The organism is Micromonospora sp. NPDC003197 (assembly GCF_053590565.1).
On the sequence record NZ_JBSFTE010000010.1, the window covers coordinates 120,947 to 147,095 of the forward strand.

Genomic DNA, 26,149 nt, shown 5'->3' on the forward strand with positions numbered 1-26,149 from the left:
GACATCACCGGTCGAGCTCGCCGGGCCGCGGGTCCCGGGCGCAACGGAACCCGCTGAAGATCTGCCGTCGGATCGGCAGGTCCCAGTTGCGGAAGGTGCCCCGGCAGGCTGCCCGGTCGGTGCCGAACGAGCCGCCACGCAACACCCGGTACGACTCGCCGAAGAACACCTCCGAGTACTCCCGGTACGGGAAGGCCGCGAACCCCGGATAGCCGTAGAACCCGGTGGAGGTCCATTCCCACACGTCGCCGATGAGCTGGTGCACGCCGAGCGGTGAGGCACCCGCCGGGTACGCACCCACCGGTGCCGGGGCGAGATGCCGTTGACCGAGGTTGGCGTGCTCCGGGGTGGGGTCCTCGTCTCCCCAGGGATAGCGGCGGGACCGCCCACTGGCCGGATCCCAGCGGGCCGCCTTCTCCCACTCAGCCTCGGTGGGCAGTCGTTTACCGGCCCACGCCGCGTACGCCTCGGCCTCGTAGTAACCGACGTGCACCACCGGCTCGTCGAGGACCAGTGGCGAGAACCGGCCGAACCGCAGATAGCCCCAGTCGGCACCGTCCCGCCGCCAGTGCATCGGCGTGCCCAGGTTGGCCGCACACCGGTAGTGCCAGCCTGGCTCGCTCCACCAGCGCTGCTCGGTATAGCCGCCGGCCGCCACGAAGGCCAGGTAGTCGGCGTTGGTCACCGGCACGGCGTCGATGAAGTACGCCGGCAGGTCGACTCGGTGTGCGGGGCGCTCGTTGTCCAGTGCCCAGGGGTCGGTCGAGGTGCCCATGGTGAACGGCCCGGCCGGCACCAGCACCTCCCCGGTGACCGACCCTGCCGAGGGTGGCGGAGGTGGTGCGGAGAGCACCGGTGGTCCGACCCGCAGTTGGTGGGTGGCGAGCATGGTCTCGTCGTGCTGTTGCTCGTGCTGGACGATCATGCCGAACGCGAACCCGTCGGCGACCAGTCGACGCTCGTCGAAACGTACGGTGTCCAGCAAGTCGAGCACCTTGTTCCGGACCGTCCCCAGGTAGGCGCGGGCTTCGTCCGGCCGGAGCAGGGGCAGCGACGGTCGGTCCCGACGGGGCTGCTTGAACGCGTCGTAGAGGTCGTCGATGTCCTGGCGTACCGGCTCCCGCCCTCCCACGTCGCGGACCAGCCACAACTCCTCCTGATTGCCGACGTGGGCGAGGTCCCACACCAGCGGTGACATGATCGGCGAGTGTTGGCGCATCAGGTCGGCGTCGTCGACCACCTCGGTGAGCAGGGCGCTGCGCCGACGGGTGCGGTCCAACTCGGCCACGATCCGGTCGCGTAGCTCAACTGGCGGGACGGTGCGGGCATTCTCCGGGACGGCCAGTGCCGCAACGGGCGCATTCTCCGGGGCGGCCTCCGGTGGGGTCGAGGTCACGGCGCTCCCCTCTCCGCGGCGATGAGACGCCGCTGCACGATCTCGGTGATTCGCTGGCGGGTGCTGGGCGGTAGGTCGGTACGGTCCAGGGCACGGCACGCCACGTCGAGCACGGTGGCCGCGGCCCGGAACAGGTCCGGGTCGGCCAAGCCGTACCGGGCGGCTCGGCCCCACTGGTCGACGACCGGCTCGCAGGCCTCCCGGGCCAGTCCGGCCGCCGAGTCGTCGGCGAGCAGGGCGGCGAGCACCGCTACCGGGGCGATCCACTCTCCCGCCGGTTGGCTGTCCAGATAACGGACCTCCAGATAGCCGCGCGGCCGTACCGGTGGAAACAAGGTGCTGAGGTGATAGTCCAGGTCGTCGGTGGTGGGCGGCTGCGGCAACGCCCCGTTGATCCAGTCCTGGAAGGTGACTCCCGGTGGAGCGGCCCAGTTGGTGTCGTCGGTCCGCCGTACGCAGAGCAGTGGCGCGGCCAGCGCATAGGCCGACCAGGCCCGAATCGGGTCGGACTGGTCGATGGTTCGGGTCCACGCCGCCCGGGTCCACCCGGGGTCGATCCGCTGCCAGGCCGCCATCCGAGCGGAGGCCCATCCGGTGTCCCGGCCGGCGTGCCGGCCGGCGGTGGCGAAGGCGGCGAGCAGCGGTGGCCCGTACGCGTGCAGTGCCTGCCAGCGCGCGGCGACCTGCGTTGGCTGGCCGGCATCGATGCAGATCTGGAGACCGGCGGTGCTGTACATCATCGCCCGACCAGCCGGCCCCCGCCGGTCGAAGGCACAGCGCATGGCCCGGTAGCGAGGGGTGTCGAGTGCGGCGCGGGGTGGCCGGTACGGGTCGATGCCAGTGCGGCCCAGGACGAGGCCGGCTGCGTCGAGCAGGCCGGTCAGGTAGTCGATGTCCGCGCTGGTGGTCTCGTGTAGTGCGGCGAGCCGGTGATGGGGGATGGTGGAGATCTCCACCTGGCCGCCGGGTTCGACGGTGACCGTGCCGAGCTGCGGCAGCGGTGTGCTGGTGCTGTCGGGATCGAGGGTGGTGGGGGCGTGCGGCCCGAGGGCGGCACGCAGTCGGACCGGGTCGACCGGCTGGGTCGGATCGATCGCGTCGTGGACGGTCCATTCCAGTTCCACGCCGACCAGCCGCGGTGGCCCGGTCTTGAAGCAGATCTTCGCCAGGTATCCCTCGGCTTCACCGACCTCCCGCAGCACCGTGGCGCAGGCCAACTCCTGTCTCGTCGTCACTGGTCAGACTCCCTCCGGCCCGGTGGTTCCTGCCATACCCAGATCACGACGGAACAGTCACCGCAGCAATCAGAGACAGGCGATCAGAGACATCAACAATCTCCAATCTATACCGAACCAGAGGCATCCTGGCCACACAGGGCGACCACCTCGTCGGCGCACCCCCAGGAGAGCGTGACACCGGCCCCACCATGGCCGTAGCTGTGCACCAACCGTCCGCCGCCCGGTAATCCGACCGGGTCCACCTCGACCCGCGCCCCGCCGTGCCGGCCCGGCCGCAGACCGACCAGTCCTCCGGTCACTCTGGCCTCGGCCAGCTCCGGCACCAGGGCCACACACCGCTTCAGGATGGCCTGACCGGTGGCCTCGTCCACCACCGTGCTCCCGTTACCTGGCTCGAAGGTGCCACCGAGTACGACATCCCGACGGCGCGGATGCACGTAGCTCATCCCGGCCGGGTTCTCCTCGTCGCGTACCGAGACGTGCAGTCCGGGGTTGCTGACCAGGACGATCTGTCCGCGTACCGGGTGGACGCGGTCGTCCCTGGCCAGGGCACCGGCGGCCAACCCGGTGGCGTTGACGACGACCGGAGCGAGCCCGGCCAGGTCGGCCAGCCGATCGACCCGGCGCCGCAATACCACCCCGCCGCCCGCCAGCACCTGCGCGACCAACCAGTCGAGATAGGGCCCCATCTCCATCGTCGGAGCAGTGAACCGCCACTCGCCCAGATAACCGGCCGGCACCTCGTCGGCCGCCACCGTACGGAAGTCCGGCAGCGCATCCGCCCACCACGGCGTGCCCTCGTCCGGGGTACGCCGCAACATCCGGGTCGGGCGCAGCACCACGCCGGGCACCCCGCGCCCCGCCTGCTCGGTCAACTCCTCGACGGTACGCCGCCCCCACTCCAGCACCCGGGAATCCTCCGCCGTACGGGTGGGGTACCAGACCGCGGCAGCCACCCGGGACACCGTCTGGGCCGGATCGTCGGCGGTCACCACCGCCACCCGGGCGCCACTGCGCTGAAGCCGGATCGCGCAGGTCAGACCCACCACGCCGGCTCCGACAACCACTACGTCAACCATGCCCCAAGCCAACCGGCCCGACACTGGAGGCGTCCAAGACAAGTCCCTTACCGAACCATAAGCGGCTCTTATAGTTAATCGATGGAGCTGCGCCGGCTGCGCTACCTCGCCGTACTGGCCGAGGAGTTGCACTTCACCCGGGCCGCCGCGCGCCTGCATATCGCCCAACCCGCGCTCAGCCAGCAGATTCGCGCGCTCGAACGGGAACTGGGTGCCCGACTGATCGAACGCGGCCGGGGCGCGTGCCGCCTGACCCCGGTCGGCGTCGTGGTCGCCGCCGAGGCGACCGCGCTGCTGGCCCAGACAGCTCAGGCGCGGGAACGCATCGCGGCGGCAGTGCGCGGCCAGGGCGAACGGATCCGGCTCGCCTACACCCGATCGGCCCGGGGCGGACGGGTCGACGCCCTGGTGGCCCGGTTCCGGGCCGACAATCCGGACGTCGAGGTGGTGCCGGAGACCGGATGGACCGCACCGAACGTCGCCGGACTGCTCGCCGGCCGCTACGACGCCGCGTTCGTCCGCCCGCCGGTTGACGAGGCGCAGCTGCGGTGCCGGCTCGTCGACACCGAGGAACTGCTGTTGGCCGTCCCCGCCGACCATCCCCTGGCCCGACGCCGACGCATCCCCCGCGAGCTGGTCATGGGTGAGCCGGCGGTGATGTGGCCCCGGGAGAACGGCCCCGGCATGTACGACCGCATCGTCCAGCAGATCTGGCCGCACGGCGGCTTCCACCTGGTGCGCCACGAGCCGGACGACGAACAACTGCTCCGGGCCGTCTCCACCGGTGCCGTGCTGGCCGCCGTACCGGCCGGCCGGGCGCGCGCCCTGCGGGTGCCCGGGGTGCGCCTACGGCACTTCACCGCACCGGTCCCCACCGTTGACATCGCCCTCGCCTACCACATACGGACCGTCACGCCGGCCGTACGACGCCTGCTCGCCGCACTGGACAGCGCACCGGCCTGATCCAGGCGCGGGCGATCCGAGCAGCCGCTTGCATACCGCTCGGCCCTTGACATGGACCCCCACGAATTTATCCACTTGTGTCACTCCGCACCGACCAGACGGGCCCACGCCGGGTGGCACGCCGCCACCTCGATGCTCGGTCCCGCCGAGAGAACCGGAGGCACGCGATGGCAACGTGGCCCACGACACCGCGACCCGCTGACCCCGTACGCCTGCGTCGCCGCGCGCTGCTCGCCCTCGGCCTCGGTGCCGGCGCCGCGCCCCTCCTGGCGGCCTGTGGCGGGGCCTCGACCAGCGGCGGCGACGGTGGCGCGGACACGGTCGACTTTCTCTCCACCCAGTTCACTCCGGTCGAGGAGCGACAGCGATTCGAGCGGATCCTCGCCGAGCGGATCACCGCCGCACCGGTGGCGTACAACCCGGTCGAGCCGGGCGTCTTCGCCTCGACGCTGACCTCCCAGGTGGCCGCCGGACGAGTACAGGTCGACCTGGTCGGTGGCCTGCACGGCGACCTCGCCCCGCACGCGGACCGCTTCGAGCACCTCGACGATCTCGCCGAGAAACTGGCCGATCGGGGATTCCCCGCCGAGATCGCGGCGCTGGGCCGGCTCAACGGCTCGAACGCCAGCTACCTGCCCTGGATGCAGGCGTCATACGTGCTCGCGGTCCACAAACGCGCACTGGAGTGGTTGCCCAGCGGGGCGGATGTGCAGAACCTGACCTACGACCAACTGCTCGACTGGGCCGGCGCGGCCCGACGAGGCAACGGTGGCAAGCCGGTACTCGGCCTGCCGTGCGGGCCGAAGGGCCTCTACCACCGGTTCTTCCAGGGCTACCTGCTGCCCAGCTTCACCGGCGGGCAGATCAGCACGTTCCGCAGTGCGGCGGCAGTGCAGGCCTGGCAGTACCTCAAGGAGTTGTGGGCCCAGACCACCCCCGCGTCGACCAACTTCGACCAGATGCAGGAGCCGCTACAACGTGGCGAGGTGCTCATCGCCTGGGACCATGTCGCCCGGCTGGTCAACGCACCCACCGCCAAGCCGGACGACTGGGTGATGGCTCCCGCGCCACGCGGCCCGAAGGGACTGGGCTATCTGCTCGTCGTCGCCGGGCTGGCGATCCCCCGGGGCGCGCCAGCGGCCGACCGGGCCCGCGAGGTCATCACCGGGCTGACCACCCGCGATGTGCAGCTCGACGTGTTGCGCCAGAACGCCTTCTTCCCGGCCATCAACACCCCGATCCCACCGGAGCTACCGGCCGCCGTCGCGATGGCGGCCGAGGCGGTACGCCGCCAGCAGAGTGCCGCCGGGGCGATCCTCGCCCTGCCCCCGGTCGGACTGGGCAATCGCGACGGCGAGGTGTCCCAGATCTTCAAGAACTGCTTCAAGGAGATCTGCCTGGACGGCCGACCGGCGCAAACGGTCCTCGACGCCCAGGCGCGGCAACTCGATGCCATCCTCGCCGAGTTGAAGGTGCCCTGCTGGCGGCCCGATCCGGTCGCGGCCGGGCAGCCCTGTCGGGTGGGATAGCCCATGCCGACACCGACGGCATCCCCGACGACGGCACCGGACCGGACCCGCCGCGCCCATCGGGTACGCCGAGCGCACCGGCTACCGGTGCCCCTGCTGCTCGTGGCGCCGTCCGTGGTGTTCCTCGCCGCCCTGTTCCTCTGGCCGCTGGCCGTCGGCGTACTTCAGGCGTTGCGTGCCGACGACGGGTTCACCCTCGATCATGTACGCCGGATGCTGGCCGATCCGTACTTCTGGCCGGCGGCCCGGAACACGGCGCTGCTGATCGTCGTACTCATCCCGTTCCAGTTCGCTTTCGCGCTGGCCATGGCGTTACTGCTGCGCGGCCGTCCCCGGCTGTCCGGGTTCTACTTCTACGTCTGGTGCGTCCCGCTGGCAATCAGTGACCTGGCCGCCGGACTGGTCTGGCTCGCGATCTTCACCGACCGGGGCTACCTCAATTCGTTCCTGGTCCACCTCGGCCTCGGCGAGGGCCACTCCTGGCTCTCCTATCAGAATCCGACGACGATGTTCGTCGCGGTGCTGCTCGCCGAGCTGTGGCGGGCGACCTCCCTGGTACTGGTCATTGTCGTCGCCGGGCTACAGAACATCCCACGCGACTACGACGAGGCGGCGGCGGTCTTCGGGGCGACCTACTGGCAACGGCTGCGGCACGTTCTACTCCCCCAGTTGCGGCCCAGCCTCCAGGTGGCACTGATCCTGCGGACCATCCTCGGGTTGCAGACCTTCGCCGTCGCTCAGGCGCTGACCGGCCGCAACTTCCCGTTGTTGGTCGGCGAGACCTACCAGTGGCACGTCACGCTCCAGAACGAGCACGTCGCCGCCGCGATCGCGTTGGTGCTGCTGGTGTTCTCCATCGGCACCGCAATGGTCTACCTGCGGGTGCTGCGTGACCCGAGCCAGGGGAGGTCGCGATGATCCCCCGGCGGCGGTGGCGGACGACCCGGCGTACCGCGCTGGTGCAGGTGGCCTGCGTCGCCGTGACCCTCTTCATGGGCGTACCGCTCTACCTGATCGCGCTCGCCGCTCTCTCCGGTCGGGAGTCACTGGACCGGTTCCCCCTGCCCCTGCTGCCGACCGGAGTCTCGGTCGACACGATGACGAACTTCCTCACCTCCACCGGGGTGCTGCCCGCGTTCCGCAACTCGGTCGAGATCGGCCTGATCAGCCTGGCGCTGTCCCTGCTGCTCGGTGTCCCGGCCGGCTACGCCGTCGCCCGCTTCGCGTTCCGCGGACGCGACCCCTACCAACTGTTCCTGCTACTGGTCCGGGCTCTGCCGATCGTGGTGCTCGCCGTCCCCCTGGCCCGGGTCTTCCTCAGCACCGGCCTGTACGACACGACGTACGCAGTCGCGCTCGTGCACACCGCACTCGCCCTACCGACCACCGTACTCATCACGTCGGCCGTCTTCGTCTCGGTGCCGGTCGAACACGAGGAGGCGGCGATGGTCTTCGGTGCCACCGCGCCCCGCGCCTTCGCCCGGGTCGTACTGCCCCAGGCCCTGCCGGGCATCGCCGCCGCCGCCATCTTCACCTTCGTCACCTCGTGGAACGAGGTGTTCGGTGCCGCCGTGCTCACCCTCAACCGGCGTAGCCTGCCCGCCCAGGTACTCGCCACGCTCTCCGACTCGCCGCTCGCCTATCGGTTCGCGGGTGGATTCGCGCTGGTCGTACCGGCACTGGTCTTCATCGCCCTGATGCGGCGTTACCTGTTGAACATGTGGGGCAGCACGATCCGCTGACCCGGGTCGGCCGCGCCAGCCGGATCACTTCGGCAGTTCGTCACGCAGGTAGTCGACCTCTCGTTGCAGTCGGTCAACAGCGGCCCGATCGTTGAGGAAGGTGGTGACACCCGCCAGGAAGGCCACCCCGATCAGCACCGCCAGGATGCTGAGCACCAGCCCGCCGAGCGCGACTCCCCGACCGGTCACCCCGGGCCGTCGGGCCATCTTCATCCCGATCACCGCCAGGACGATCCCGATGATGCCGAGGATGAGCCCGAGCGTCGAGAGGATGACAGTGAGCGCACTGAGCAGGCCTGCTACACCGAACACCAGGGCGAAGGTGGCGGCGGCGCTGGTCTTGGCATGGGTGGCGTGGCCGTGTGTACCTCGGCCATGCGCAGCCGTGGTGCCACCAACCGGATGGTCAGGAGTCGTCATGATCTTCCCTTTCGAATTCGGTACCCGCCGGTCGGCTCGGTCGAGCACGACCTACTGCCGTCTGATGTCCTCGCCGGCCGAGCGGGCCTGCCCCTGAAGGTTCTGGGCCGCGCCTCGACTCTCTTCCCGTACCGCGGACGCTCCGCCGGCCGCCTTCGACTTCACGGCCTCGGTCGCGTGCTGCACCGGCTCCCGCAGGTTGTCCCGCACCTGCTGCGCGGCACCGCTGGCCTGCTGCTTCAACTCATCGGAGTGTTCCATCGCGGTCCGCTTGGCCTGCCCGGCGAGTTGCTGCTCCGACCGACTCGCCGGGATCAACGCGGCGGCGAGCAGCCCCACCCCGAAGGCGATCAGGCCGGCGGCCAGTGGGCTTCCCTCGGTCTGTTCCATGGACATGTGCGGCACCGACTTCGCCCGGTCCCGTACCGATGAGGCGGTCTCCGCGGCCCGGTGCGTTGCCGCCGACGCCTTACCGCCGCCGGCCTGGCCGGCGTGACTGGCCGTACCCATGATTCTCTCTCGGGCCCGGTCCAGGGCCCCTCGGGCTTGGCCCATCCGGTCGTTGGCCATCCGTCGGGGGTTGACCCGGTCGGTCAAAGCGTCGACGTCGCTGCTCAACTCATCACGGGTGTGCTCGATGTCCCGGCGGATCCGGTCGGGATTGGCTGACATGGCAACTCTCCTTTGCCTCGGCTCGGCTCACCGGCCCCGCAGGGCGGTCGGCATCTCCCGGACGGTTTCCTTCGTTCGTTGCAGGCCCCGGACCTCCTTCATCCGCTTGCGGGCCATGGCGAAGAGGATCGCCGCGACGACCGCCCAGATCACCGCCACGATCAGTGCCGCCCAGCCTGTGGGTATCGCCGCGGCCAGCGCCCACCAGACCGCGTACGACAGGAACAGCAGCACCATGAAACCGGCCAGGGCGACCCCGCCGAACATCCCGCCGGCCTTGCCGGCCGACCGGGCATCCTGGCGTAACTCCGCCTTGGCCAACTCCACCTCCTGCCGCACCAGGGTGGAGACATCCCGGGTCACCTCGCCGAGCAGCTCGCCGAGGGAAAGTTGCGACCTGTCTTGTCCCGGTTCCACGACCGGGCGGGCCGGATCGCTCACCTCGGCACCTCCGTACCCGGCGTGGTCGGGTACGGCCCGCCTCCGACGGCAGCGCCCGGACCAGCGGCAGCAGCACCCCGGTCAGCGGCAGCACTCGGACCGGAGCTGCCGTCGCCTGCCCCGGACATGTTCCGGGTCAGCCGCCCCACCAGCGCCCCGGCCACCGCCGCTACCGCCAGAAAGGTGCCCGGATGCCGGCGCGCGTAGTGGCGTACCTCCTCCACCACCGCGCCCGGTTCCCGCTCCGCCAGCCAGCCGGCGGCCTGGTTGGCGGAGTGCGAGGCCCGGCGGACCATCTCGGTGGCCACCCCCGGCTGGTCGCTACGGCTCGCCATCGCCGCCAACTCGTGGCCAAGCCCGCGCAGTCCTTCGACGACGCGATTCTGCTGGGTCTGTGCCTGCTCGCGCAGTTGCGCGGAGGCTTCACCCATCAGGTCCCGGGCCTGTTGGCCGGCCTCGCCCGCCACCTCCCGGGCCTGCCCGGCGGCGTGATGCGCCACCTCGCCGCCCGCGTGGGTCGCTTCGTGACCGACCTGCGTCGCCTGGTTACGGACCTGCTGGGCCTTGCCAGCCGCCACACCCTGCGGTGAACCGGCCTGCTTGCCTGCTGCCATCTGGTCTTTCCCCCTTCGGCGTCACCTCGACCCGGTATCGTTCGGCACCACCCTGCCGATACCGGATGGGTGAATGCCGCAAGCGCCTACCCGAGCGGTCCCCGAATACACCCCGCCCGTAGTTCTGTCAGCTGCGCGCACTGGTGCATCGATGCCGATCAGGGCAACATGTGGGATGTCCCGACCACCGACGCACAGGGGGGACGAGTTGGCCGAGATCGTGTTGCACGACCTGGTGAAGACCTATCCGGGTACGAAGACCCGGGCCAGCGACGACATCAGCCTGCGGGTGGCCGACGGGGAGTTCCTCGTGCTGGTCGGCCCGAGTGGCTGCGGTAAGACCACCCTGCTACGCCTGATCGCTGGGCTGGAATCGCCGGACGCCGGCACCGTCCACATCGACGGACGGGACGTCACCGACCTGCCCGCCCGACAGCGCAACCTGTCCATGGTCTTCCAGTCCTATGCGATCTTTCCGCACCTGCGGGTACGGCAGAACATCGGTTTCGGGTTGGCCATGCGTAAGACTCCCAAACCGGAGATCGACCGCCGAGTGGCCGAGGCCGCCGAACTGCTCGACCTCACCGACTTCCTCGACCGATATCCCGCCCAGCTCTCCGGCGGGCAGCGCCAGCGCGTCGCCGTCGCCCGGGCCATCGTCGTCGACGCCGGGGTGCTGCTGATGGACGAGCCCCTGTCCAACTTGGACGCCTTACTGCGGATGCAGTTCCGCACCGAACTGAAACGGCTCGTCGGGAAACTCGGCACCACCATCATCTACGTCACCCACGACCAGGCCGAGGCGCTGTCGCTCGGCGACCGGGTCGCGGTCATGCGGCAGGGCCGCATCGCGCAACTCGGACCGCCGCTGGAGGTCTATGACGCGCCGGCCGACGAGTTCGTCGGCGGGTTCCTCGGCGCCCCGCCGATGAACTTCCTGACCGCCCGGGTTGAGCGAAGCGCCGGACGATTCGGACTGCACCTCGCCGACCGGATGATCCCCCTGCCCCACCTGCACAGGTACGACGGCGACTCGGTCACCATCGGCATCCGAGCGGAGAACATGGCGGTCCACGACGTCGACGCATCCGAGCGGCTGCCCGCGCAGGTAGAGGTGGTCGAGCCGACCGGAGCGGCGATCCTACTCACCGTCGACCTGGCCGGACGATCGGTGAAGGTGCAGACACCCACCACGACGACCGCCAGCGTCGGGCAGACGGTGTTCCTGTCCCTCGACCCCGGCCGGATCCGCCTCTACAACCCCGCCACCTCAGTCGCGATCCCGACCATCGAACCGGCCGCATGACGAATCAGCGGACTGGGTACGGTTACCGCCGTGTTGTGCTCGGGAGTCGTACTCAGCGACCGCTACCGTCTTGACGAACGCCTCGCCACCGGCGGGATGGGCGATGTGTGGCGTGCGACCGATCTGTTACTAGACCGTGAGGTCGCGGTAAAGATCCTGCTCCCGAGCCTGTTGACCGACCCGACCTTCATCGCCCGGTTCCGCGCCGAGGCGAAGATGATGGCTGCTCTGCACCACCCGGGGATCGTCCGGGTGTACGACGTCGGCGAGGACCCGAACGCGCCGGGTGGCAGCGCCGACTACCTGGTCATGGAGTACGTCCACGGCGAACCGCTCAACCGCCGGATCGAGGCGGCCGGCCAACTCGACGTGCCGCAGACCCTTTCCGTACTGGCCCAGGCTGCGGACGCGCTGCACGCCGCGCACGAGAAGGGAATCGTCCACCGTGACGTGAAGCCCAGCAACCTGCTGGTCCAGCCGAACGGGTCGGTGGTCCTGGTCGACTTCGGGGTGGCCAGGTCATCCTCTGTGACCAGCATCACGAGCGCGAACGGCATCCCGGGCACCGCCCTGTACATGGCTCCCGAGCAGGCTTCCGGTCGGCCGGTATCCGCCGCCACCGACATCTACGCGCTGGGCGCGGTGGCGTACTGCTGCCTCGCCGGCGCGCCTCCGTTCACCGGAGACACCCCACTCGAGGTCGCGGTACGACACCTGGACGAGATGCCTCCGCCGCTGCCTGCCGAGGTGCCCGCCCCGGTCGCCGAGTTAATCATGCGGGCGTTGGCAAAGGATCCCGCCGAGCGGTATCCCACCGCCGCCGCCTTCGCCGCCGCCGCGCGAGCCCTTTCCGGCGAAGAGTTGACGACCACCACCGGTGCCGGCGGGTTTTCCCCAATCGCCGCCGGTATGGGCGCGAAGTCGGGACCGGACACGCTGACCGAACTGCCGGTGGTCGCCGCCCCGCCGCCGCGTACCCGCTCCCGTCGGGCGACGCTGCTCAGCGTCGCGGGCGCGGTAGTGCTCGGGCTGGCCGGTCTGACCGCCGCGTTGGGACTGGGCCGCGACACCGGAGGATCCCCCGCCGACCAGAACTCACCGTCCGCGCCGGCCGTCTCCACACCGACCTCCCGGGCCACCTCACCGGGTGTCTCCACCACCGGCTCCACCGGCCGCAACCTCGACCCGTCACTCGGCTCGAGTGCCTCCCCCACCGCCCAGCCGTCCCCGTCGGCCGAGCCAAGTACCGATCCCAGCACGCCGGCCAGCAACGAACCCACCCCGCCTCCGGCGAGTACGACATCCGCCACGCCGAGCCGCACACCGGTCTCGCCCGGCCCGGAGAGCACGACCGAAGCCAACTGAGCGGGCTACTCCAACCCAACCATGTCCAGTTTTAGCGGTGTTTCGCCCTAAGACCTCCATATCGACACCTAAGGTGTGGCCTATGCCGTTAGGAGCCTTAGGAGCCGAGATGCAGGCTGAAAAGCTGGTGGTGATCGGTCAGGGATACGTGGGTCTTCCCCTGGCCGTCCGCGGGGTCGAGGCGGGGTTCGAGGTCGTGGGGATCGACGTCGACGCCACCCGGATCAAGCGCCTCAGCACGGGCGAGTCGTTCATCGAGGACATCTCGTCCAACCGGCTCGCCGCCGCCCTGGCGACCGGGCGATACCTACCGACCACTGACTACGCGGACGCGCGGGACTTCGACGTCTGCGTCATCAGCGTGCCCACCCCACTGCGGGACGGCGCACCTGACCTCAGCTATGTCGAGCAGGCCGGCATCGCCCTCGCCCCCCATATCCGCCCCGGCTGCACCGTCATCCTGGAGTCAACCACGTACCCCGGCACCACCGAGGAACTGCTCTGCCCACTGCTGATGCAGGGCAGCGGCCTGCGCAGTCCGGAGGACTTCCACCTCGGCTACAGCCCCGAACGCATCGATCCGGGAAACTCGATCTGGCGACTGGAGAACACTCCGAAGGTGGTCGCCGGCATGGACGCCACGGCCTTGGCGAAGGTCGACGCCTTCTATCGCCGGATCGTCGAGCGAACGGTCACCGTCGACTCGACCCGGGTCGCGGAACTCACCAAGCTGATCGAGAACACGTTCCGCCAGGTCAACATCGCACTTGTCAACGAGCTGACCGTGCTCGCCCACCAACTGGACGTCAACGTCTGGCAGGCGATCGACGCCGCCGCCACCAAACCCTTCGGCTTCATGGCCTTCCGCCCCGGTCCCGGGGTTGGTGGGCACTGCCTACCGATCGACCCGTGCTACCTGTCCTGGCAGGTCAAACGCACCTTGAACCGACAGTTCCGGTTCGTGGAGTTGGCCAGTGACATCAACCACTCGATGCCGCAGCACGTGGCGAACCGGATCATGGCCGGGTTGAACCGGCGAGGCCGGTCGATGAAGGATGCCCGACTACTCCTGCTGGGCCTCGCCTACAAGAAGAACACCGGCGACATGCGGGACTCGCCGGCCATCGACGTAGCCGGGGAGTTGGCCAGGCTGGGCGCTCACATCCGGGCGGTCGAGCCGTACGCCGAACTGGGACACATCCCGCCTGGCGTGACCCTGGTCAACCTGACCGAGAAGGAGATCCGCGCCGCAGACGCCGTAGTGGTGGTGACCGACCACGACACGCTGGACTACGACCTGGTCACCGACTCGGCAGGTTACGTCTTCGACACGCGCAACCGGTGCGTCGGACCCAACGTCGAGCGGTTGTGACCGAATCCAAAGCGTGCACGGTTCCACCAGCTCGATGATCTGACACGCCTCGAACAAAACACCCATTCATCTCTTTGAAGCCAAAAAGCGGCTTATAGTGCTTGTTGCCCATCCAACTGGCCCAGAACGGCGACAAAAGAGGGAGCAATTACATGCAAGGCGGCACGATTCTGGTTACCGGCGGCGCGGGCTTCATCGGCTCGCACCTGGTCGACGCCCTAGTGGCCCGAGGCGACCGGGTGGTCGTACTGGACAACCTGCCCGCCGGCCGGCTCAGCAACCTCAGTCGGGTAGCCGGGCATCCCAACTTCGAGTTCGTCCAGGGTTCGGCCCTGGACGAGGTCATCGTCGATGAACTGGTACACCGCTGCGACACCGTCGTCCACCTGGCAGCCGCCGTCGGCGTGAAGCTGATCATGGAGCAGCCACTCAAGTCCTTCAACACGAACATCCGAGGCACGCAGACCGTCATCTCCGCAGCCCACCGCTACCAGCGCAAAATCATGATCGCCAGCACCTCGGAGATCTACGGTAAGAACTCGCATGGGCCGCTGGCCGAGACCTCCGACCGAGTGATCGGCAGCCCGGCGATGGCCCGTTGGGCGTACAGCACAGCCAAGGCCGTGGACGAGACGCTCGCCAACGCCTACCACTGGGAACGGGGCCTGCCCACGCTGGTGGTCCGGTTCTTCAACGTCGTCGGCCCACGGCAAAGCCCGCACAACGGCATGGTGATCCCCCGACTGGTCCGGCAGGCGATCCGGAACGAGCCGCTGACCATCTACGGCGACGGATCGCAGATCCGCTGCTTCACCCACGTTCTGGACGCGGTCGCCGCCCTGACCACACTGCTCGACACCGAGGCGGCGATCGGTGAGACGTTCAATATCGGCAACCCCGAGGAGGTCAGCATCCTCGACCTCGCTGAACGGATCATCAAGCACACGGCCAGCGATTCGCAACTGCGGCTGGTGCCGTACGACACGGCCTACACGGCCGGCTTCGAGGACATGGAGCGCCGGGTACCCGACATCAACAAACTGCGCGAACTCACCGGCTGGCGGCCGGTGCGCACCCTGGACGACATCCTCCAGGACGTCATCGTCGAGGCACAGGCCGAAACACGCACGGCGATGTCACCAGCGTGAGTGGATAGCCTGCCCGCTACACACCGAGTGGGGTCGCCGGCCCGTACCGCCGGCGACCCCACCCGAGACGCCGACGTCGAACGCGACGTGCCGCAACGGGCGACCGAAGGCGATGCGTGCCATGTTTGCCGAGCTTACGAGGCCGCCGTCCGGTCATCTTCGGCCGCCACCCGATTGCCCGGGGCCGCCGTCCGATCGCTCTGGGCCATCCGATCTCGGTGGGCCGCCAGCGCGGTCACCAGATCCGCCCGCGCCCCGGCCACCCGCGATCGGACGGCGCTGACCGGGCAGTCGCACACCTCGGCGGCCTCCGCGTAGCTCAGCCCCAGCACCTGGGTGACGACGAAGGCTTCCCGCCGCTCCCGGAGCAGCCCGTCAAGCAGGCCGCGCAGCAGCATCGTGTCGTCAGCGTCACCGTCACGCCCCCGCCGTACCGATGCGGCGATCGACTCGGGATCCGTTGATGCCGAGGAGCCGTACGAAACGATTTCTGACCTGAGGCCACTTCTGTGGTCGGACGCCCGAATCAGCCGGGAATGGTCACTGGCGACCCGCCGGGTGATCGCCAACAGCCAGGTACGGGCCGACGACCGGGCGGTGAACCGGGGCAGTGCACGCATCGCCCGCAGGTACGTCTCCTGGGTCAACTCCTCCACGACGTGGTCGTCGACCAGGTGCCCGAGGAAGCGGTACACGTGATGCTGGGTCGTCCGAATGAACGCCGCCGCCGCGGTCCGGTCACCGGCTCGGGCGGCCAACGCCCAACCGGTGATGTCCGCGTCGTCGACCCTCGTCGGCTGCATGCGGGAAGGCTAACCGTCCGCACCGTCGCACCCGCCTAGGCACCCCGGTGACGACCAGTACCAATTCGCGTCCGAAGATGGAGCGGTGGGTTGTGAGCAGTGCAGAGAGTCGCTGTCGGCACGCTTGGACGGCGAGGACGACGAGGCCGAACGGCCCGTAATCGATCGACATCTCGCCGACTGCCCGGCGTGCCGTCGCTGGTGGGACGATGCGGCGCTGGTGACCCGACTGGCCCGTACCGGACTGGTCAAGGTCGGCCGCGGGGTCAGTGACGAGGTGCTGGCGGCGGCTCCCAGCCCCGCACGAGGTCGTCTCGTGCTGTCGTTACGGGGCGTACTGGGCCTGCTCGGTCTGGCGCAGTTCCTCCTCGGGCTCGTGCAGTTGACCGGCTTCACCACCGGTCACCCGCACCCCGGGCTGTACGCGGACCCGAATCACCTCTGGCACGAGTCCGCAGCATGGAACGTCGCCATCGGCGCCGGGTTCGCCTGGGTCGCGTTACGCCGCGGCCGACCCGGTGGACTCGTGCCGATGTTGACCGCGTTCGTGGCGGTGCTCGGGTTGCTGTCGGTCAACGATCTGGCCGCCGGACGGGTAGACCCGGGCCGGCTGCTCAGCCACGGGTTTCTCGTCGCGGGTTACCTGATCGTGCTGCTGCTGGCCCACCGCAACCTGGACCCAGGCGAGCCGCCAGCCGGGCCGGCTCAGGGCCGGCCCGGCTGGCGCGTACGTTTCGACGACGAGCAGCCGGCGGAAGAGGTACCACCGCCGCTGGGGCTCCGGTTACTCCGGCGGCTTGCTCAGCCGCCCCGGTTCGACGGCGTCGGTGCCGCCGGTGCGTTGTTCGCCGTCGAGCCGCTCGGCGCGGGTGCCGGCTTCGACTCCGGCTTGAGATCAGCCGGTACGGGCAGGGCGCTGCCCTTGATGTACTCGTCCCAGCCGACGTTCCAGGCGGTCCACCCGTTACCCGGTTGGAGTTGTACCTCGGTGCCCTTGACGGTCACCAGATCACCGACCTGAGTGGTCTTCATCAGCCAGTCTGCCGCGTCGTTGGACACGTTGGTGCAGCCGTGGGAGACGTTCGTACTCCCCTGGTCGCCAACCGACCACGGTGCGGCATGAATGAACTCACCGCCCCAGGTCAGCCGCTGGGCATCCTCGACGTCGACGACGTAGCCCCCGTTTGGCTCACCTCTGGTGTCGAACGTCGTCGCCTCATGCTTTTCCATGATCACCATGTTGCCGCTCGACGTGGGCGTACTCGGTTTGCCGAGGCTTACCGGGATCTTCCGGGTCAGTTTGTCGTCCTGGAAGACGGACATCTGTTTGGTGGAACTGTCGATCTCCAGTCGGACGTCATTGCCGATCTTCGCCGTCGCAGTCCGATCGGCGTCGCCGTGGCTCTTACCCCCCATCGGCAGCCCGTCAAGGGCAGACCGAACGCTGATCCGGGTACCGGGCTCCCAGAAGTCCGGTGCCCGGTAGTAGATCTGCGAGCCGTCTTCGACCCAACTCCAGGCTCCTGGCTGTGCCGGCTCGGTGTTGACGAACAATCGCCGCTGGACGTCCGCCCGCGCCTCCTTCGGCACCGCCGGTTCGAAGGCGACCGTAACCGGCATCGCCACCCCGTACGTCCGGTCGTTGTCCAGGTAGAGATGGGTAGTGACCCGTTGGGATGGTTTGGCCATTGTGGTGAACCGGGACTTCTGTGTGGTTGTCCCGCCCGGATTGGTCGCGGTGACCTCGGCGTTGTAGATGTGGCTGTGCTTCAACGGTGCGCTCGGCACCCAGGTCGAGCCATCGGGGCGCATAGCCCCCGCCACCTTCGCACCCTTGTCGTCGACCAAGGAAACTGCGGTGATCTTCCCATCGGTGACCTTTGCCCCGATCTCCGCGCTTACCGGGATGTTATTGGCATTCGCCGCTGGCGTAATGGCCACCTTCGGCAGCGCCGGGCGGCCAGCCTCCTTCTTCTTGGGCTCGCTGGTACAACCGGCCAGAACCAGTGGCGCAGCAGCCACGAGCATCAGTAGCGCACCTCGACGCCTCGATTTCATGACCCACCTCCGTTCCGTCTCGTCCTGGTCGCATTGTGTAACGCGCCAGGGTGAGCTTGCCGCCATTCGCAAACGAGAACCGTCCGCAGTGGCAAATCGGCGCGGTGGCTTCGTTTCCCGAGCAGGCCGGTGAGCCGCGCGAGTTGGCTGGTGGTATTGGTAAAGCAGTGGTTCCGGCGATGTCGGTTGGTCCACTGTGGCGGGCGGACCATCCCAGAGGCCCCCAATCCGCTCATCGTGCCAGCTAAATTGGCCCCACTCCTGTCGCCATGCCCCTCGCCGGTCCCGCTGGGTGCCGTCGGTCCCGCCGCATGCCGTCGATCCCGCTGGGTGCCGTCGGCCCCAGAGACCACAACCGGTCTTGATCCGACCAGCAGTACCAGTCGGTCGCGAAACCCGACGATCGACCGTCAGTACGCGAACCCAGCCCGATGGGCAGGCACGGTGGAATCAGCGCAGAAATCACATTCACGGCATATCTTGCTGCGGCTGCCGGTGCGGTAGATGGATCGGAACGGTGGTGACGACGATCCCGGGAAGTTGACGAAGCGCCCGCCGCAGCCGCCGGGGCACGTTACTGTGCAGCAACTGATGCCACCACCGCCGCACGACGATCTCCGGCAAAATCACGGTAAGCGTGAGCTCCGGCCGTAAGGCGTGTACTGCCTCGAGGTAGCGGGCCAGCGGCGCGACGATCGCCCGGTACGGCGAGACGATGACCTCCAGACGCAGGTGGTCGCCCCAGGTGTCCCACTGCCGACGGAACCGGTCCGCCTCCTCCTCGTCGGGGCTGATGTGCACAGCCAGCACCGGTTGGCCGATGGACACGGCATAGGCCAGTGCCCGCAGCGCCGCCAGGTTGAGCCGTTCGACCGGCACCACGACAAGATGCCAGATCTCCTGGGGCACTTCCTCTGTTTCTGCCCCGTCCCCGCGCTCGGTGCTGTCCCCACGCTCGGTCCGGGCCCCGTGCTCCGCCCCGTCTGCGGGACCGGAAGTTGCTCGACGTTCGGCACGCGCGGCCGGCGGCGGGTTCACCGGCCGCGCCGCATCGATCCGCCCCGGATGTGGGGCCAACTGCGCCCGTACGATGTCGTAGTGGTGCCGCACTCGCAGCCCGAGCAGGACAAGCACCGGGACGGCGATCACCACGACCCAGGCGCCCTCGATGAACTTGGTGGTCGCGGCGGTGAGTAGCACCACCCCCGACAGCGCCGCGCCCACGGCATTGAGCGTCAGTCGTTTGCGCCAGTGCGGACCGCGCCTGCGCCGCCAGTGCACCACCATGCCGGTCTGGGAAAGTGTGAACGCCAGGAAGACGCCGACTGCGAAGAGCGGAATCAGTGATTCGGTGTGCCCCTGGAACGCGACAAGGACGACTGCCGCCGCGACGGCGAGCGCGATCAACCCGTTGCTGAAGGCGAGCCGGTCTCCCATGTGCAGGAAACGACGTGGGGCATAACCGTCCCGGGCCAGGAAGAACAGTAGACGCGGAAAGTCGTTGAACGCCGTGTTCGCCGCCAGCAACAGGATCAGGGTGGTGGCGGCCTGGATGAGGGCATACCAGGGGCCGGTGGGAAACGTCTCGTGCACCAGTTGGGAAAGCATCGTCTGCTCGGGCCGGGGCACGACACCGTCGAGGTGGATCAGCAGCACCAGCCCGACGAACATGACGACGAGCAGGCTGATCATCCAGGTCAGGGTGGTCCGTCCGTTACGCCACTCCGGCGATCGGAAAGCAGGCACCGCGTTGGAAACCGCCTCGATGCCGGTCATCGATGTCGCGCCGGAGGAGAAGGCCAACAGGATCAGCAGTAGCCCGGTGCTCTGGCTGGCTGGAATCGACGGTGGAGGAGTCGGGGTAAAGCCTCGACCGGCAGCCTGGACCAACCCGACGACGAGCAACACCGCGATGGCGAGGATGAACAGATAGGTGGGTACGGCGAACAGGTTGCCGGCGACGCGCAAACCGCGCAGGTTACCGGCGAGCAGGATCGTGATCGCCAGCAGACCGAACGGAACGGCGTACGGGCTCAGGCCGGGTAACGCCGAGGTGATGGCATGCACCCCGGCAGCCACCGACACCGCCACGGTGAGGATGTAATCGATCATCAGCCCTGCGGCAGCGGCCAGTCCGATCTTCGGCCCGAGGTTGTCACCAGCAACGATGTACGACCCGGCACCGTGCGGATAGGCCGGAATGGTCTGCCGATACGAGATCCCGACCATGAGCATCAGCACCACCAGCACCGCGGCGATCGGCAACGACAGCCCCAACGCCGTACTGCCGGCGAGCGCAAGGACGGTGAGCATCGCTTCGGGTCCGTAGGCCACCGAGGAGAGAAGGTCCGACGAGAGGATCGGCAGTGCCGTCAACTTCGGCATCCGTTCACGGAGGACCGCAGTACTGGTCAGCGGCGGCCCCAACACCGCCCGACGAAACCTGGCGAGCACCCGTCCACGCACCGATTCCGACTCCACCCCTGGCTGGGTGGCGACAAGTTCGTCCGGTGCTCTGGCCTGGAACAGTTCCACGGGGGCAAACCGACCGAACCTGGGCCGCGCCGGTGGGTTCCGGTAGCCTCCGAGTCCCGGATCGACGGGCAGGGCGGTCAGGATGTTCTGCCGGCCCCGCAGCGCCTCCGCCCATCGCTGGCCGGTCTGCCGCAGCAGGTCCAACTCCTCCCCGCTCAACTGGGGAAGTTCAGCGGACGGACTGAGCGGGGTCGACTGCTCGGGTTCGGACTGACGACCCCGGCCCCGCCGCGCCTGCTCGCCCATCCAACCCTGTCCTTCTCGGCCGGGTGCCGGCATTGGCGCACCCTCGGCCGCGCTCTCGGCACGTCCGGTCGACGTCCACTATGCCCCAATTAGAGTACTTGCCAGGGTCGCCACTCGAGCAAAATAGCCACACTTTCGTCAATGAATACAAAACTTTCGCACATGCAGCAGAGTCTTTGCTCCGCCACGCGAATCGGGTAGCCTGACGAAACCATTGAAGATGGCCAATTGATCGTTCCGCTGTCCCCTGTCGAATCCCTGCCCCGGATCACCGCCGACGGGCGGTCGGTCCACGCTGCCTGTGGCCCATCCGGGCAGCCAATCAGTGCTGCCCGTTGTCCATCCGGGCGGCCGCACCGCGTACCTCGTATGCCATTCGCCAGCACGTTCTATGGAGAAGGGGCCTCGCCGATGAAGAAAACGGCCGTACTCGCCTGCTTCACCCTGGTGCTCGGTGGTCTCGCCGCGCCGTCGTCGCCCGCCACCGCCGAGCCGAGAACCCCACAGCCCGCCACCGCCGAGCCAGGTACCGCCCAAGCCGGCACCCCACCGCCCGACAGCAGCTTCCAGAAGGTCACCCTCAACGACTTCCCCGGCGAACCGATGAGCCTCGCGGTCCTTCCCGACCGACGCGTCCTGCACACCGCGCGAACCGGCGAGGTCCGCATCCACGATCCACGTACCGGACTGAACACGCTCGCCGCCGATGTTCCCGTCTACGAGCACGACGAGGAAGGGCTGCAGGGCATCGCCATCGACCCGGACTTCACCCGTAACCACTGGGTGTACCTGTACTACTCGCCCCCGCTGAACACCCCGGTGGACGACCCGACCACCCCGGACGTCAACGAGGGGGACGCGCCGCTGGTCGGCACGGAAGCCGACTGGCGGCCCTTCCAGGGATTCCTGCGGTTGTCCCGGTTCAAGCTCGACGACGACACGCTCCGGCTGGACACCGAGCAGAAGATCATCGACGTACCGGCGGACCGAGGTATCTGCTGCCACGTCGGCGGACAGATCGACTTCGACCGGCACGGCAACCTCTACCTTTCCACCGGAGACGACTCCAATCCGTTCTTCTCCGACGGCTACGTGCCGATCGACGAGCGCGCCGACCGCCACCCCGCCTTCGACGCCCAGCGGACCTCCGGCAACACCAACGACCTGCGGGGCAAACTGCTGCGGATCAGGGTGAAGCCGGGCGGGGGCTACACCGTACCGCCGGGCAACCTCTTCCGACCGGGTACGGCCAAGACCCGGCCGGAGATCTACGCGATGGGTCTACGCAACGCGTTCCGCTTCGCCGTCGACCGGGAGACCAACGCGGTGTACGTCGCCGACTACTCCCCCGACGCTGGTCAGGCTCGTCCCGACCGGGGGCCGGCCGGCCACGGCCGCTGGATGCGGGTCGACCGCCCCGCCAACTACGGCTGGCCGTACTGCGTCACCCCGGAGATGCCGTACGTCGACTACGACTTCGCCACCGGCCAGTCCGGCGCGCCGTTCGACTGCCGTCGCCCGGTCAACAACTCCCCCCGCAACACCGGCCTGACCCAGCTGCCCCCGGTCGAGGCCCCCGAGGTGTGGTACCCGGCCGCCGTCACCGACCGCTTCCCGCAGCTCGGTACGGGCGGCATCGGACCGATGGCCGGACCGGCATACCGGTACGACCAGCGCAACCCGTCCCAGGTCAAGTGGCCCGCCTACTACGACGGCGCACCCCTGTTCTACGAGTGGACCCGGGACTACATCAAGGACTTCCGGCTCGACCGCCGGGGCCAGCTGAGCGACATCGGTTCCGTACTCGCGTCGATGGTGATCGACAACCCGATGGACCTGGAGTTCGGGCCGGACGGGGCGCTCTACGTCCTGGAATACGGTGACGGCTACTTCTCCGAGAACCCCGACGCCCAGCTCGCCCGGATCGACTTCGTACGCGGCAACCGGACCCCGATCCCGAGGATCAGCGCCAACCCGATAGCCGGCCAGGCACCGCTGACCGTTGACTTCTCCAGCGCTGGCACGGTCGACCCGGACGGTGATCCGCTGACCTATGCCTGGGACTTCGACGCGGACGGCACGGTGGACTCGACCGAGCCGAACCCGAGCTTCACCTACCAGGCCAACGGCCGGTACGAACCGACGGTGAACGTCACCGACAGCACCGGACGATCCGCTGCGGCGACCCTGCCCTTCCTCGTCGGTCCCCGGGCACCGATCGTGACGTTCGTGTCCCCCGTGGCAGGACAGCCCTTCGAGTTCGGTCAGCAGGTACGGTTCGAGGTCAACGTGGTCGACGACACCCCGGTCGACTGCGCCCGGGTGAAGGTGACCTACATCCTCGGGCACGACAGCCACGGGCACCCGCTTTCCACGACCGCCGGATGCACCGGCACCATCACCACCTTCGTGGATGGCGGCCACGGCGGCGCGGACAACCTGCACGCGGTGTTCGTCGCCGAGTACACCGACGCGCCCAACGACCCCACCGTCCCGCCGCAGACCAGCAGCGCGGAGGTCATCCTGTATCCGTCCACGAGCACCAGCTGAGTTTCTGTCGCCGGGCACTCAGCTCGGAAGGCCAGCGGGGGACGACGCTCGACCGTCGTCCCCCGCCGCGTGGGTAACGCGGGGCGGTTGGGACAGGTGCTCATCCGCCCAGGTCACGCCGTTGGTATCCCACCACGCCGAGGCAGGTGAGCCCGACGGCGACCACCAGCATTCCCATCGTGGCCGACAAGTCGACCGGCGCTTCGGGGACCGAGGCGAGGTGCGCGAACGGCGACAGCCCGGCAACCCACTCGGGGGCGTTCGTGCTTTCGGCGAGCACCTGCCACACGAACCCACCGGCCGCCGGCAACGAACCGATCAGCAGCACCGCTCGGGGCCGCCAGCCCAGCGCACACACCGCCGCCCCCAGACAGAGCAGCACGATCGGCATCACGTTCCAGGCGCCCGCGAGGGCCGCCCCGAGACCGAGGGGCGCGTCGACTCCGACGGCACCAGACCAGGTAGCCAGCCCAGCGACGGTGGTGAGGGCCAGCGCAGCGATCATCGTGGTGACGGTCTCGACGGTCAGCCACCGCAAGCGGGTAACCGGCTGCGCGTGGAGCAGGGTGAGTCGCCGCGCGGACTCGTCGCTGGCCGTGGCCGCGATGCGGCTCGCGGCGAACACCCCGGCGGGTACGGCGAGCAGGCCGAACATGACGGCGGCGTACCCGTCGACCGAACCGAGCCCGCCGAAGCCGGCCGTCGAGGCGAGCTGCGCGAACCGGGGATTGCCGTGGAGAAAGTCGACCATGGACACAGCGAGGAGACCGATCAGCAGGTAGTAGGCGCTGACGCCGGCCGCCCAGCCGAGGAACGGGCGCAGCAGTCGACGTACCGCGAAGGCTCCGATCGAACCGAGCAGCCACGGCCGCGACGCGCGATACGAGCGGTCCGGCAGCCAGCCGGCCCGGACGTCCCGGCCGCGGGCGACCACCGGTACGGCCACCAGCAACGCGGTCGCGGAGAGCGCCAGGACCATCAGCGGTACGACGTGGTCAGCGGAGTACGGCCGCACCAGGGCGATCAGGCCGAACGGTGACAACCAGCGCACCCAGCCCAGTGACGCCATCCCGTCGCCGACCATCCGGACCAGCAGACTGCCGCCCAGCACGGCGGCCGTCACACCGCTGGCCAGGGCGCGGGAGGCGGACAGCTGGGCCAGTAGACCACCGAGGGCCGCGAAGAAGATACCGATCAGCGCGACACCTGCCCCGTGCAGGACCGCGCCCGTCGGGGCGGTTCCTGTCGCGAGCAGAGCGCGGCGGCGGTGGCGGCCCCGACGGTGAGCAGGGCGACGACCAGCACCAACAGATGCCGTACCACGACCATCGGCGTCGACAGCCGACCCGCCAGCAGCAGGTCCCACCGTCCCGCCTCCTCCTCACCCCGGGTGGTCCGGGTGGCCGTCAACAGAGCCCAGACAGCGGCCAGGACAGCCAGCACCGTGCCGGTACGCCAGACCGTGAATCCGCCCGGATCGTCCAGGGCGACGGGTGGACCGAAGAGTGTGCGGATCGCGGGGTTCTCGGCCAGGGCGGCCAGCGCGGCGGCGTCCAACGCGTCGCCGACGGTGCTCTCGTAGGTGGTGACCACCAGCGCGGACATACCGGCCGCCAGACCGGCGACCACCAGGGCACCACGGCGTATCTGACGCACGGCCAGCCGGGTCACCGCCCGGCCGGCAACGGTGGACGTTCGCTCGGGAACAGCCGGCGCGATGGGGATGTCGACGGCGGTCATCGCGATGCCTCGCCGTAGTAGTCGAGGAAGATTTCCTCCAGCGTCGGCTCCCGGACGGAGAGGGCGGTCACGTTCGCGGCGGCCAGCGCCCGTAACGCGGCTGCCGGTGGCCCGGTCAGGGAGAACCGCATCCGGTCGGGATGCGTGGAGTGGATCGTCTCGACCCCCGACACGCCGGCCAGGTCCGGTGCGGTGCCGGTGAACGAGACCTCGACCTCGGTACGGTGCAGGCGACGCAGCTCCGCCACTGCGGCGACCTCGACGAGTCGACCCGACCGGAGGATCGCCACCCGATCACAGATGGCCTCCACCTCGGCAAGCTGGTGGGAGCTGAGGAAGACGGTCTGGCCGCGCTCCCGGGCCTGGCCGACCGCCCGTCGGAACTCCTGCTCCATCAATGGGTCGAGCCCGCTGGTCGGTTCGTCGAGCACCAGCAGCGGGGCACGGGTGGCGAACGCGGCGACCAGTGCCACCTTCTGCCGGTTACCGGTCGAGTAGGTCCGGGCCGGTTTGCTCGGGTCGAGAGCGAACCGCTCGACCAGCTCACCGCGGTACGCATCGTCCACGCCCGGCCCGGTCCGGCCGAGCAACTCCAGGATCTCGGCTCCGGTGAGGCCGGGCCAGAGCGCCACGTCGGCCGGCACATAGGCCAGTAGTGAATGCGCCGCTACCACGTCCGCCGCCGAGTGCGCGAAGATCTGGGCCCGGCCAGCGGTGGGTCGGGCCAGGCCGAGCAGCAGCCGGATCGTGGTGGACTTACCGGCACCGTTCGGGCCGAGGAAGCCGAACACCTCCCCCGCCGGTACGGTCAGGTCGAGGGCGTCAAGCGCCAGTAGTCGGCCGTAACGTTTGGTCAAACCGTCAGCGCGGATCGCAAGTCTGGTCACGAGCATCTCCCGGGTCGGCAACCAACCATCCATGCCGACCAGACT

The 26,149-nt window shown here is 68.9% G+C and carries 23 protein-coding genes and 1 pseudogene; 10 read left to right on the forward strand and 14 right to left on the reverse strand.

The genetic code is table 11. The features are described from left to right. Positions 1-4: 4 nt before the first annotated feature. The 3 genes from egtB to ACWDV4_RS13700 all read right to left on the reverse strand — a co-directional run bounded on the left by egtB (position 5) and on the right by ACWDV4_RS13700 (position 3,713). Positions 5-1,345, reverse strand: a complete 1,341-nt coding sequence (gene egtB / locus ACWDV4_RS13690; protein ID WP_449978222.1) for an ergothioneine biosynthesis protein EgtB — start codon at positions 1,343-1,345, stop codon at positions 5-7. Positions 1,346-1,392: 47 nt separating this feature from the next. Further along, positions 1,393-2,631, reverse strand: coding sequence for an ergothioneine biosynthesis glutamate--cysteine ligase EgtA (gene egtA, locus ACWDV4_RS13695; RefSeq protein WP_449978008.1), 1,239 nt, complete (start codon positions 2,629-2,631; stop codon positions 1,393-1,395). Between the two features lie 107 nt (positions 2,632-2,738). Beyond that, positions 2,739-3,713 (reverse strand): FAD-dependent oxidoreductase, encoded by a 975-nt coding sequence (locus tag ACWDV4_RS13700; protein ID WP_449978010.1) that lies wholly within the window; start codon positions 3,711-3,713, stop codon positions 2,739-2,741. A gap of 81 nt (positions 3,714-3,794) precedes the next feature. On the opposite strand from ACWDV4_RS13700, the gene ACWDV4_RS13705 reads away from it, so the two are divergent. The 4 genes from ACWDV4_RS13705 (at position 3,795) to ACWDV4_RS13720 (ending at position 7,947) form a co-directional block, all read left to right on the forward strand. Further along, positions 3,795-4,676 (forward strand): LysR substrate-binding domain-containing protein, encoded by an 882-nt coding sequence (locus ACWDV4_RS13705; RefSeq protein ID WP_449978012.1) that lies wholly within the window; start codon positions 3,795-3,797, stop codon positions 4,674-4,676. 167 nt (positions 4,677-4,843) lie between these two features. Then, positions 4,844-6,205 (forward strand): ABC transporter substrate-binding protein, encoded by a 1,362-nt coding sequence (locus ACWDV4_RS13710; protein ID WP_449978014.1) that lies wholly within the window; start codon positions 4,844-4,846, stop codon positions 6,203-6,205. 3 nt (positions 6,206-6,208) lie between these two features. Continuing rightward, entirely contained in the window at positions 6,209-7,123 is a 915-nt protein-coding gene (locus ACWDV4_RS13715) for a carbohydrate ABC transporter permease (protein ID WP_449978016.1), read from the forward strand. Further along, a complete protein-coding gene (locus ACWDV4_RS13720; protein ID WP_449978018.1) occupies positions 7,120-7,947 on the forward strand; it encodes a carbohydrate ABC transporter permease in 828 nt (275 codons plus the stop codon). The genes ACWDV4_RS13715 and ACWDV4_RS13720 overlap by 4 nt, the downstream gene beginning before the upstream one ends. A 24-nt stretch (positions 7,948-7,971) precedes the next feature. Here the strand turns inward: ACWDV4_RS13720 and ACWDV4_RS13725 are convergent, their stop codons facing one another. Genes ACWDV4_RS13725 through ACWDV4_RS13740 form a run of 4 tightly spaced genes read right to left on the reverse strand, consistent with a single transcriptional unit; the run spans position 7,972 to position 10,094 of the window. Then, positions 7,972-8,367: a hypothetical protein gene (locus tag ACWDV4_RS13725; RefSeq protein WP_449978019.1), complete on the reverse strand. Its 396-nt coding sequence runs from the start codon at positions 8,365-8,367 to the stop codon at positions 7,972-7,974. 51 nt (positions 8,368-8,418) lie between these two features. Next, complete coding sequence (locus ACWDV4_RS13730; protein WP_449978021.1) at positions 8,419-9,039, reverse strand: DUF3618 domain-containing protein; 621 nt, start codon at positions 9,037-9,039, stop codon at positions 8,419-8,421. 27 nt (positions 9,040-9,066) lie between these two features. Continuing rightward, on the reverse strand, positions 9,067-9,480 hold the full coding sequence (locus ACWDV4_RS13735) for a phage holin family protein (protein ID WP_449978024.1): 414 nt from the start codon (positions 9,478-9,480) through the stop codon (positions 9,067-9,069). Further along, entirely contained in the window at positions 9,477-10,094 is a 618-nt protein-coding gene (locus tag ACWDV4_RS13740) for a hypothetical protein (protein ID WP_449978026.1), read from the reverse strand. The genes ACWDV4_RS13735 and ACWDV4_RS13740 overlap by 4 nt, the downstream gene beginning before the upstream one ends. 208 nt (positions 10,095-10,302) lie before the next feature. Between ACWDV4_RS13740 and ACWDV4_RS13745 the strand changes: the two genes are divergently transcribed. The 4 genes from ACWDV4_RS13745 (at position 10,303) to ACWDV4_RS13760 (ending at position 15,285) form a co-directional block, all read left to right on the forward strand. Then, positions 10,303-11,400: an ABC transporter ATP-binding protein gene (locus tag ACWDV4_RS13745; RefSeq protein ID WP_449978028.1), complete on the forward strand. Its 1,098-nt coding sequence runs from the start codon at positions 10,303-10,305 to the stop codon at positions 11,398-11,400. 30 nt (positions 11,401-11,430) lie between these two features. After that, a complete protein-coding gene (locus ACWDV4_RS13750; protein ID WP_449978031.1) occupies positions 11,431-12,765 on the forward strand; it encodes a protein kinase domain-containing protein in 1,335 nt (444 codons plus the stop codon). A 109-nt stretch (positions 12,766-12,874) separates the two neighbouring features. Then, a complete protein-coding gene (locus ACWDV4_RS13755) occupies positions 12,875-14,137 on the forward strand; it encodes a nucleotide sugar dehydrogenase (protein WP_449978034.1) in 1,263 nt (420 codons plus the stop codon). A 152-nt stretch (positions 14,138-14,289) separates the two neighbouring features. Then, positions 14,290-15,285, forward strand: coding sequence for an NAD-dependent epimerase/dehydratase family protein (locus ACWDV4_RS13760; RefSeq protein ID WP_449978037.1), 996 nt, complete (start codon positions 14,290-14,292; stop codon positions 15,283-15,285). Here the strand turns inward: ACWDV4_RS13760 and ACWDV4_RS13765 are convergent. Next, entirely contained in the window at positions 15,274-15,408 is a 135-nt protein-coding gene (locus tag ACWDV4_RS13765; protein WP_449978040.1) for a hypothetical protein, read from the reverse strand. The genes ACWDV4_RS13760 and ACWDV4_RS13765 overlap by 12 nt on opposite strands. Positions 15,409-15,419: 11 nt before the next feature. Further along, on the reverse strand, positions 15,420-16,088 hold the full coding sequence (locus ACWDV4_RS13770; RefSeq protein WP_449978042.1) for a sigma-70 family RNA polymerase sigma factor: 669 nt from the start codon (positions 16,086-16,088) through the stop codon (positions 15,420-15,422). Between the two features lie 85 nt (positions 16,089-16,173). On the opposite strand from ACWDV4_RS13770, the pseudogene ACWDV4_RS13775 reads away from it, so the two are divergent. Continuing rightward, positions 16,174-16,875, forward strand: a pseudogene (locus ACWDV4_RS13775) (zf-HC2 domain-containing protein); the annotation flags it as partial. Positions 16,876-16,889: 14 nt separating this feature from the next. Here the strand turns inward: ACWDV4_RS13775 and ACWDV4_RS13780 are convergent. Together ACWDV4_RS13780 and ACWDV4_RS13785 are read right to left on the reverse strand one after the other, a co-directional pair. Continuing rightward, positions 16,890-18,146 carry an Ig-like domain-containing protein gene (locus ACWDV4_RS13780; protein ID WP_449978045.1) on the reverse strand — a complete coding sequence of 419 codons (1,257 nt, stop codon included), beginning with the start codon at positions 18,144-18,146 and terminating at the stop codon, positions 16,890-16,892. Between the two features lie 468 nt (positions 18,147-18,614). Then, positions 18,615-20,927, reverse strand: coding sequence for an APC family permease (locus tag ACWDV4_RS13785; protein WP_449978046.1), 2,313 nt, complete (start codon positions 20,925-20,927; stop codon positions 18,615-18,617). 411 nt (positions 20,928-21,338) lie between these two features. Here ACWDV4_RS13785 and ACWDV4_RS13790 point away from each other — a divergent pair, with 411 nt between their 5' ends. After that, a complete protein-coding gene (locus ACWDV4_RS13790; RefSeq protein ID WP_449978048.1) occupies positions 21,339-23,477 on the forward strand; it encodes a PQQ-dependent sugar dehydrogenase in 2,139 nt (712 codons plus the stop codon). A gap of 100 nt (positions 23,478-23,577) precedes the next feature. On the opposite strand, the gene ACWDV4_RS13795 is transcribed toward ACWDV4_RS13790, so the two are convergent. The 3 genes from ACWDV4_RS13795 to ACWDV4_RS13805 all read right to left on the reverse strand — a co-directional run bounded on the left by ACWDV4_RS13795 (position 23,578) and on the right by ACWDV4_RS13805 (position 26,110). Next, a complete protein-coding gene (locus tag ACWDV4_RS13795) occupies positions 23,578-24,588 on the reverse strand; it encodes a hypothetical protein (protein ID WP_449978050.1) in 1,011 nt (336 codons plus the stop codon). A gap of 83 nt (positions 24,589-24,671) precedes the next feature. Next, entirely contained in the window at positions 24,672-25,217 is a 546-nt protein-coding gene (locus tag ACWDV4_RS13800; protein ID WP_449978052.1) for a hypothetical protein, read from the reverse strand. Continuing rightward, positions 25,214-26,110 carry an ATP-binding cassette domain-containing protein gene (locus ACWDV4_RS13805; protein ID WP_449978224.1) on the reverse strand — a complete coding sequence of 299 codons (897 nt, stop codon included), beginning with the start codon at positions 26,108-26,110 and terminating at the stop codon, positions 25,214-25,216. The genes ACWDV4_RS13800 and ACWDV4_RS13805 overlap by 4 nt, the downstream gene beginning before the upstream one ends. Between the last annotated feature and the right edge of the window lie 39 nt (positions 26,111-26,149).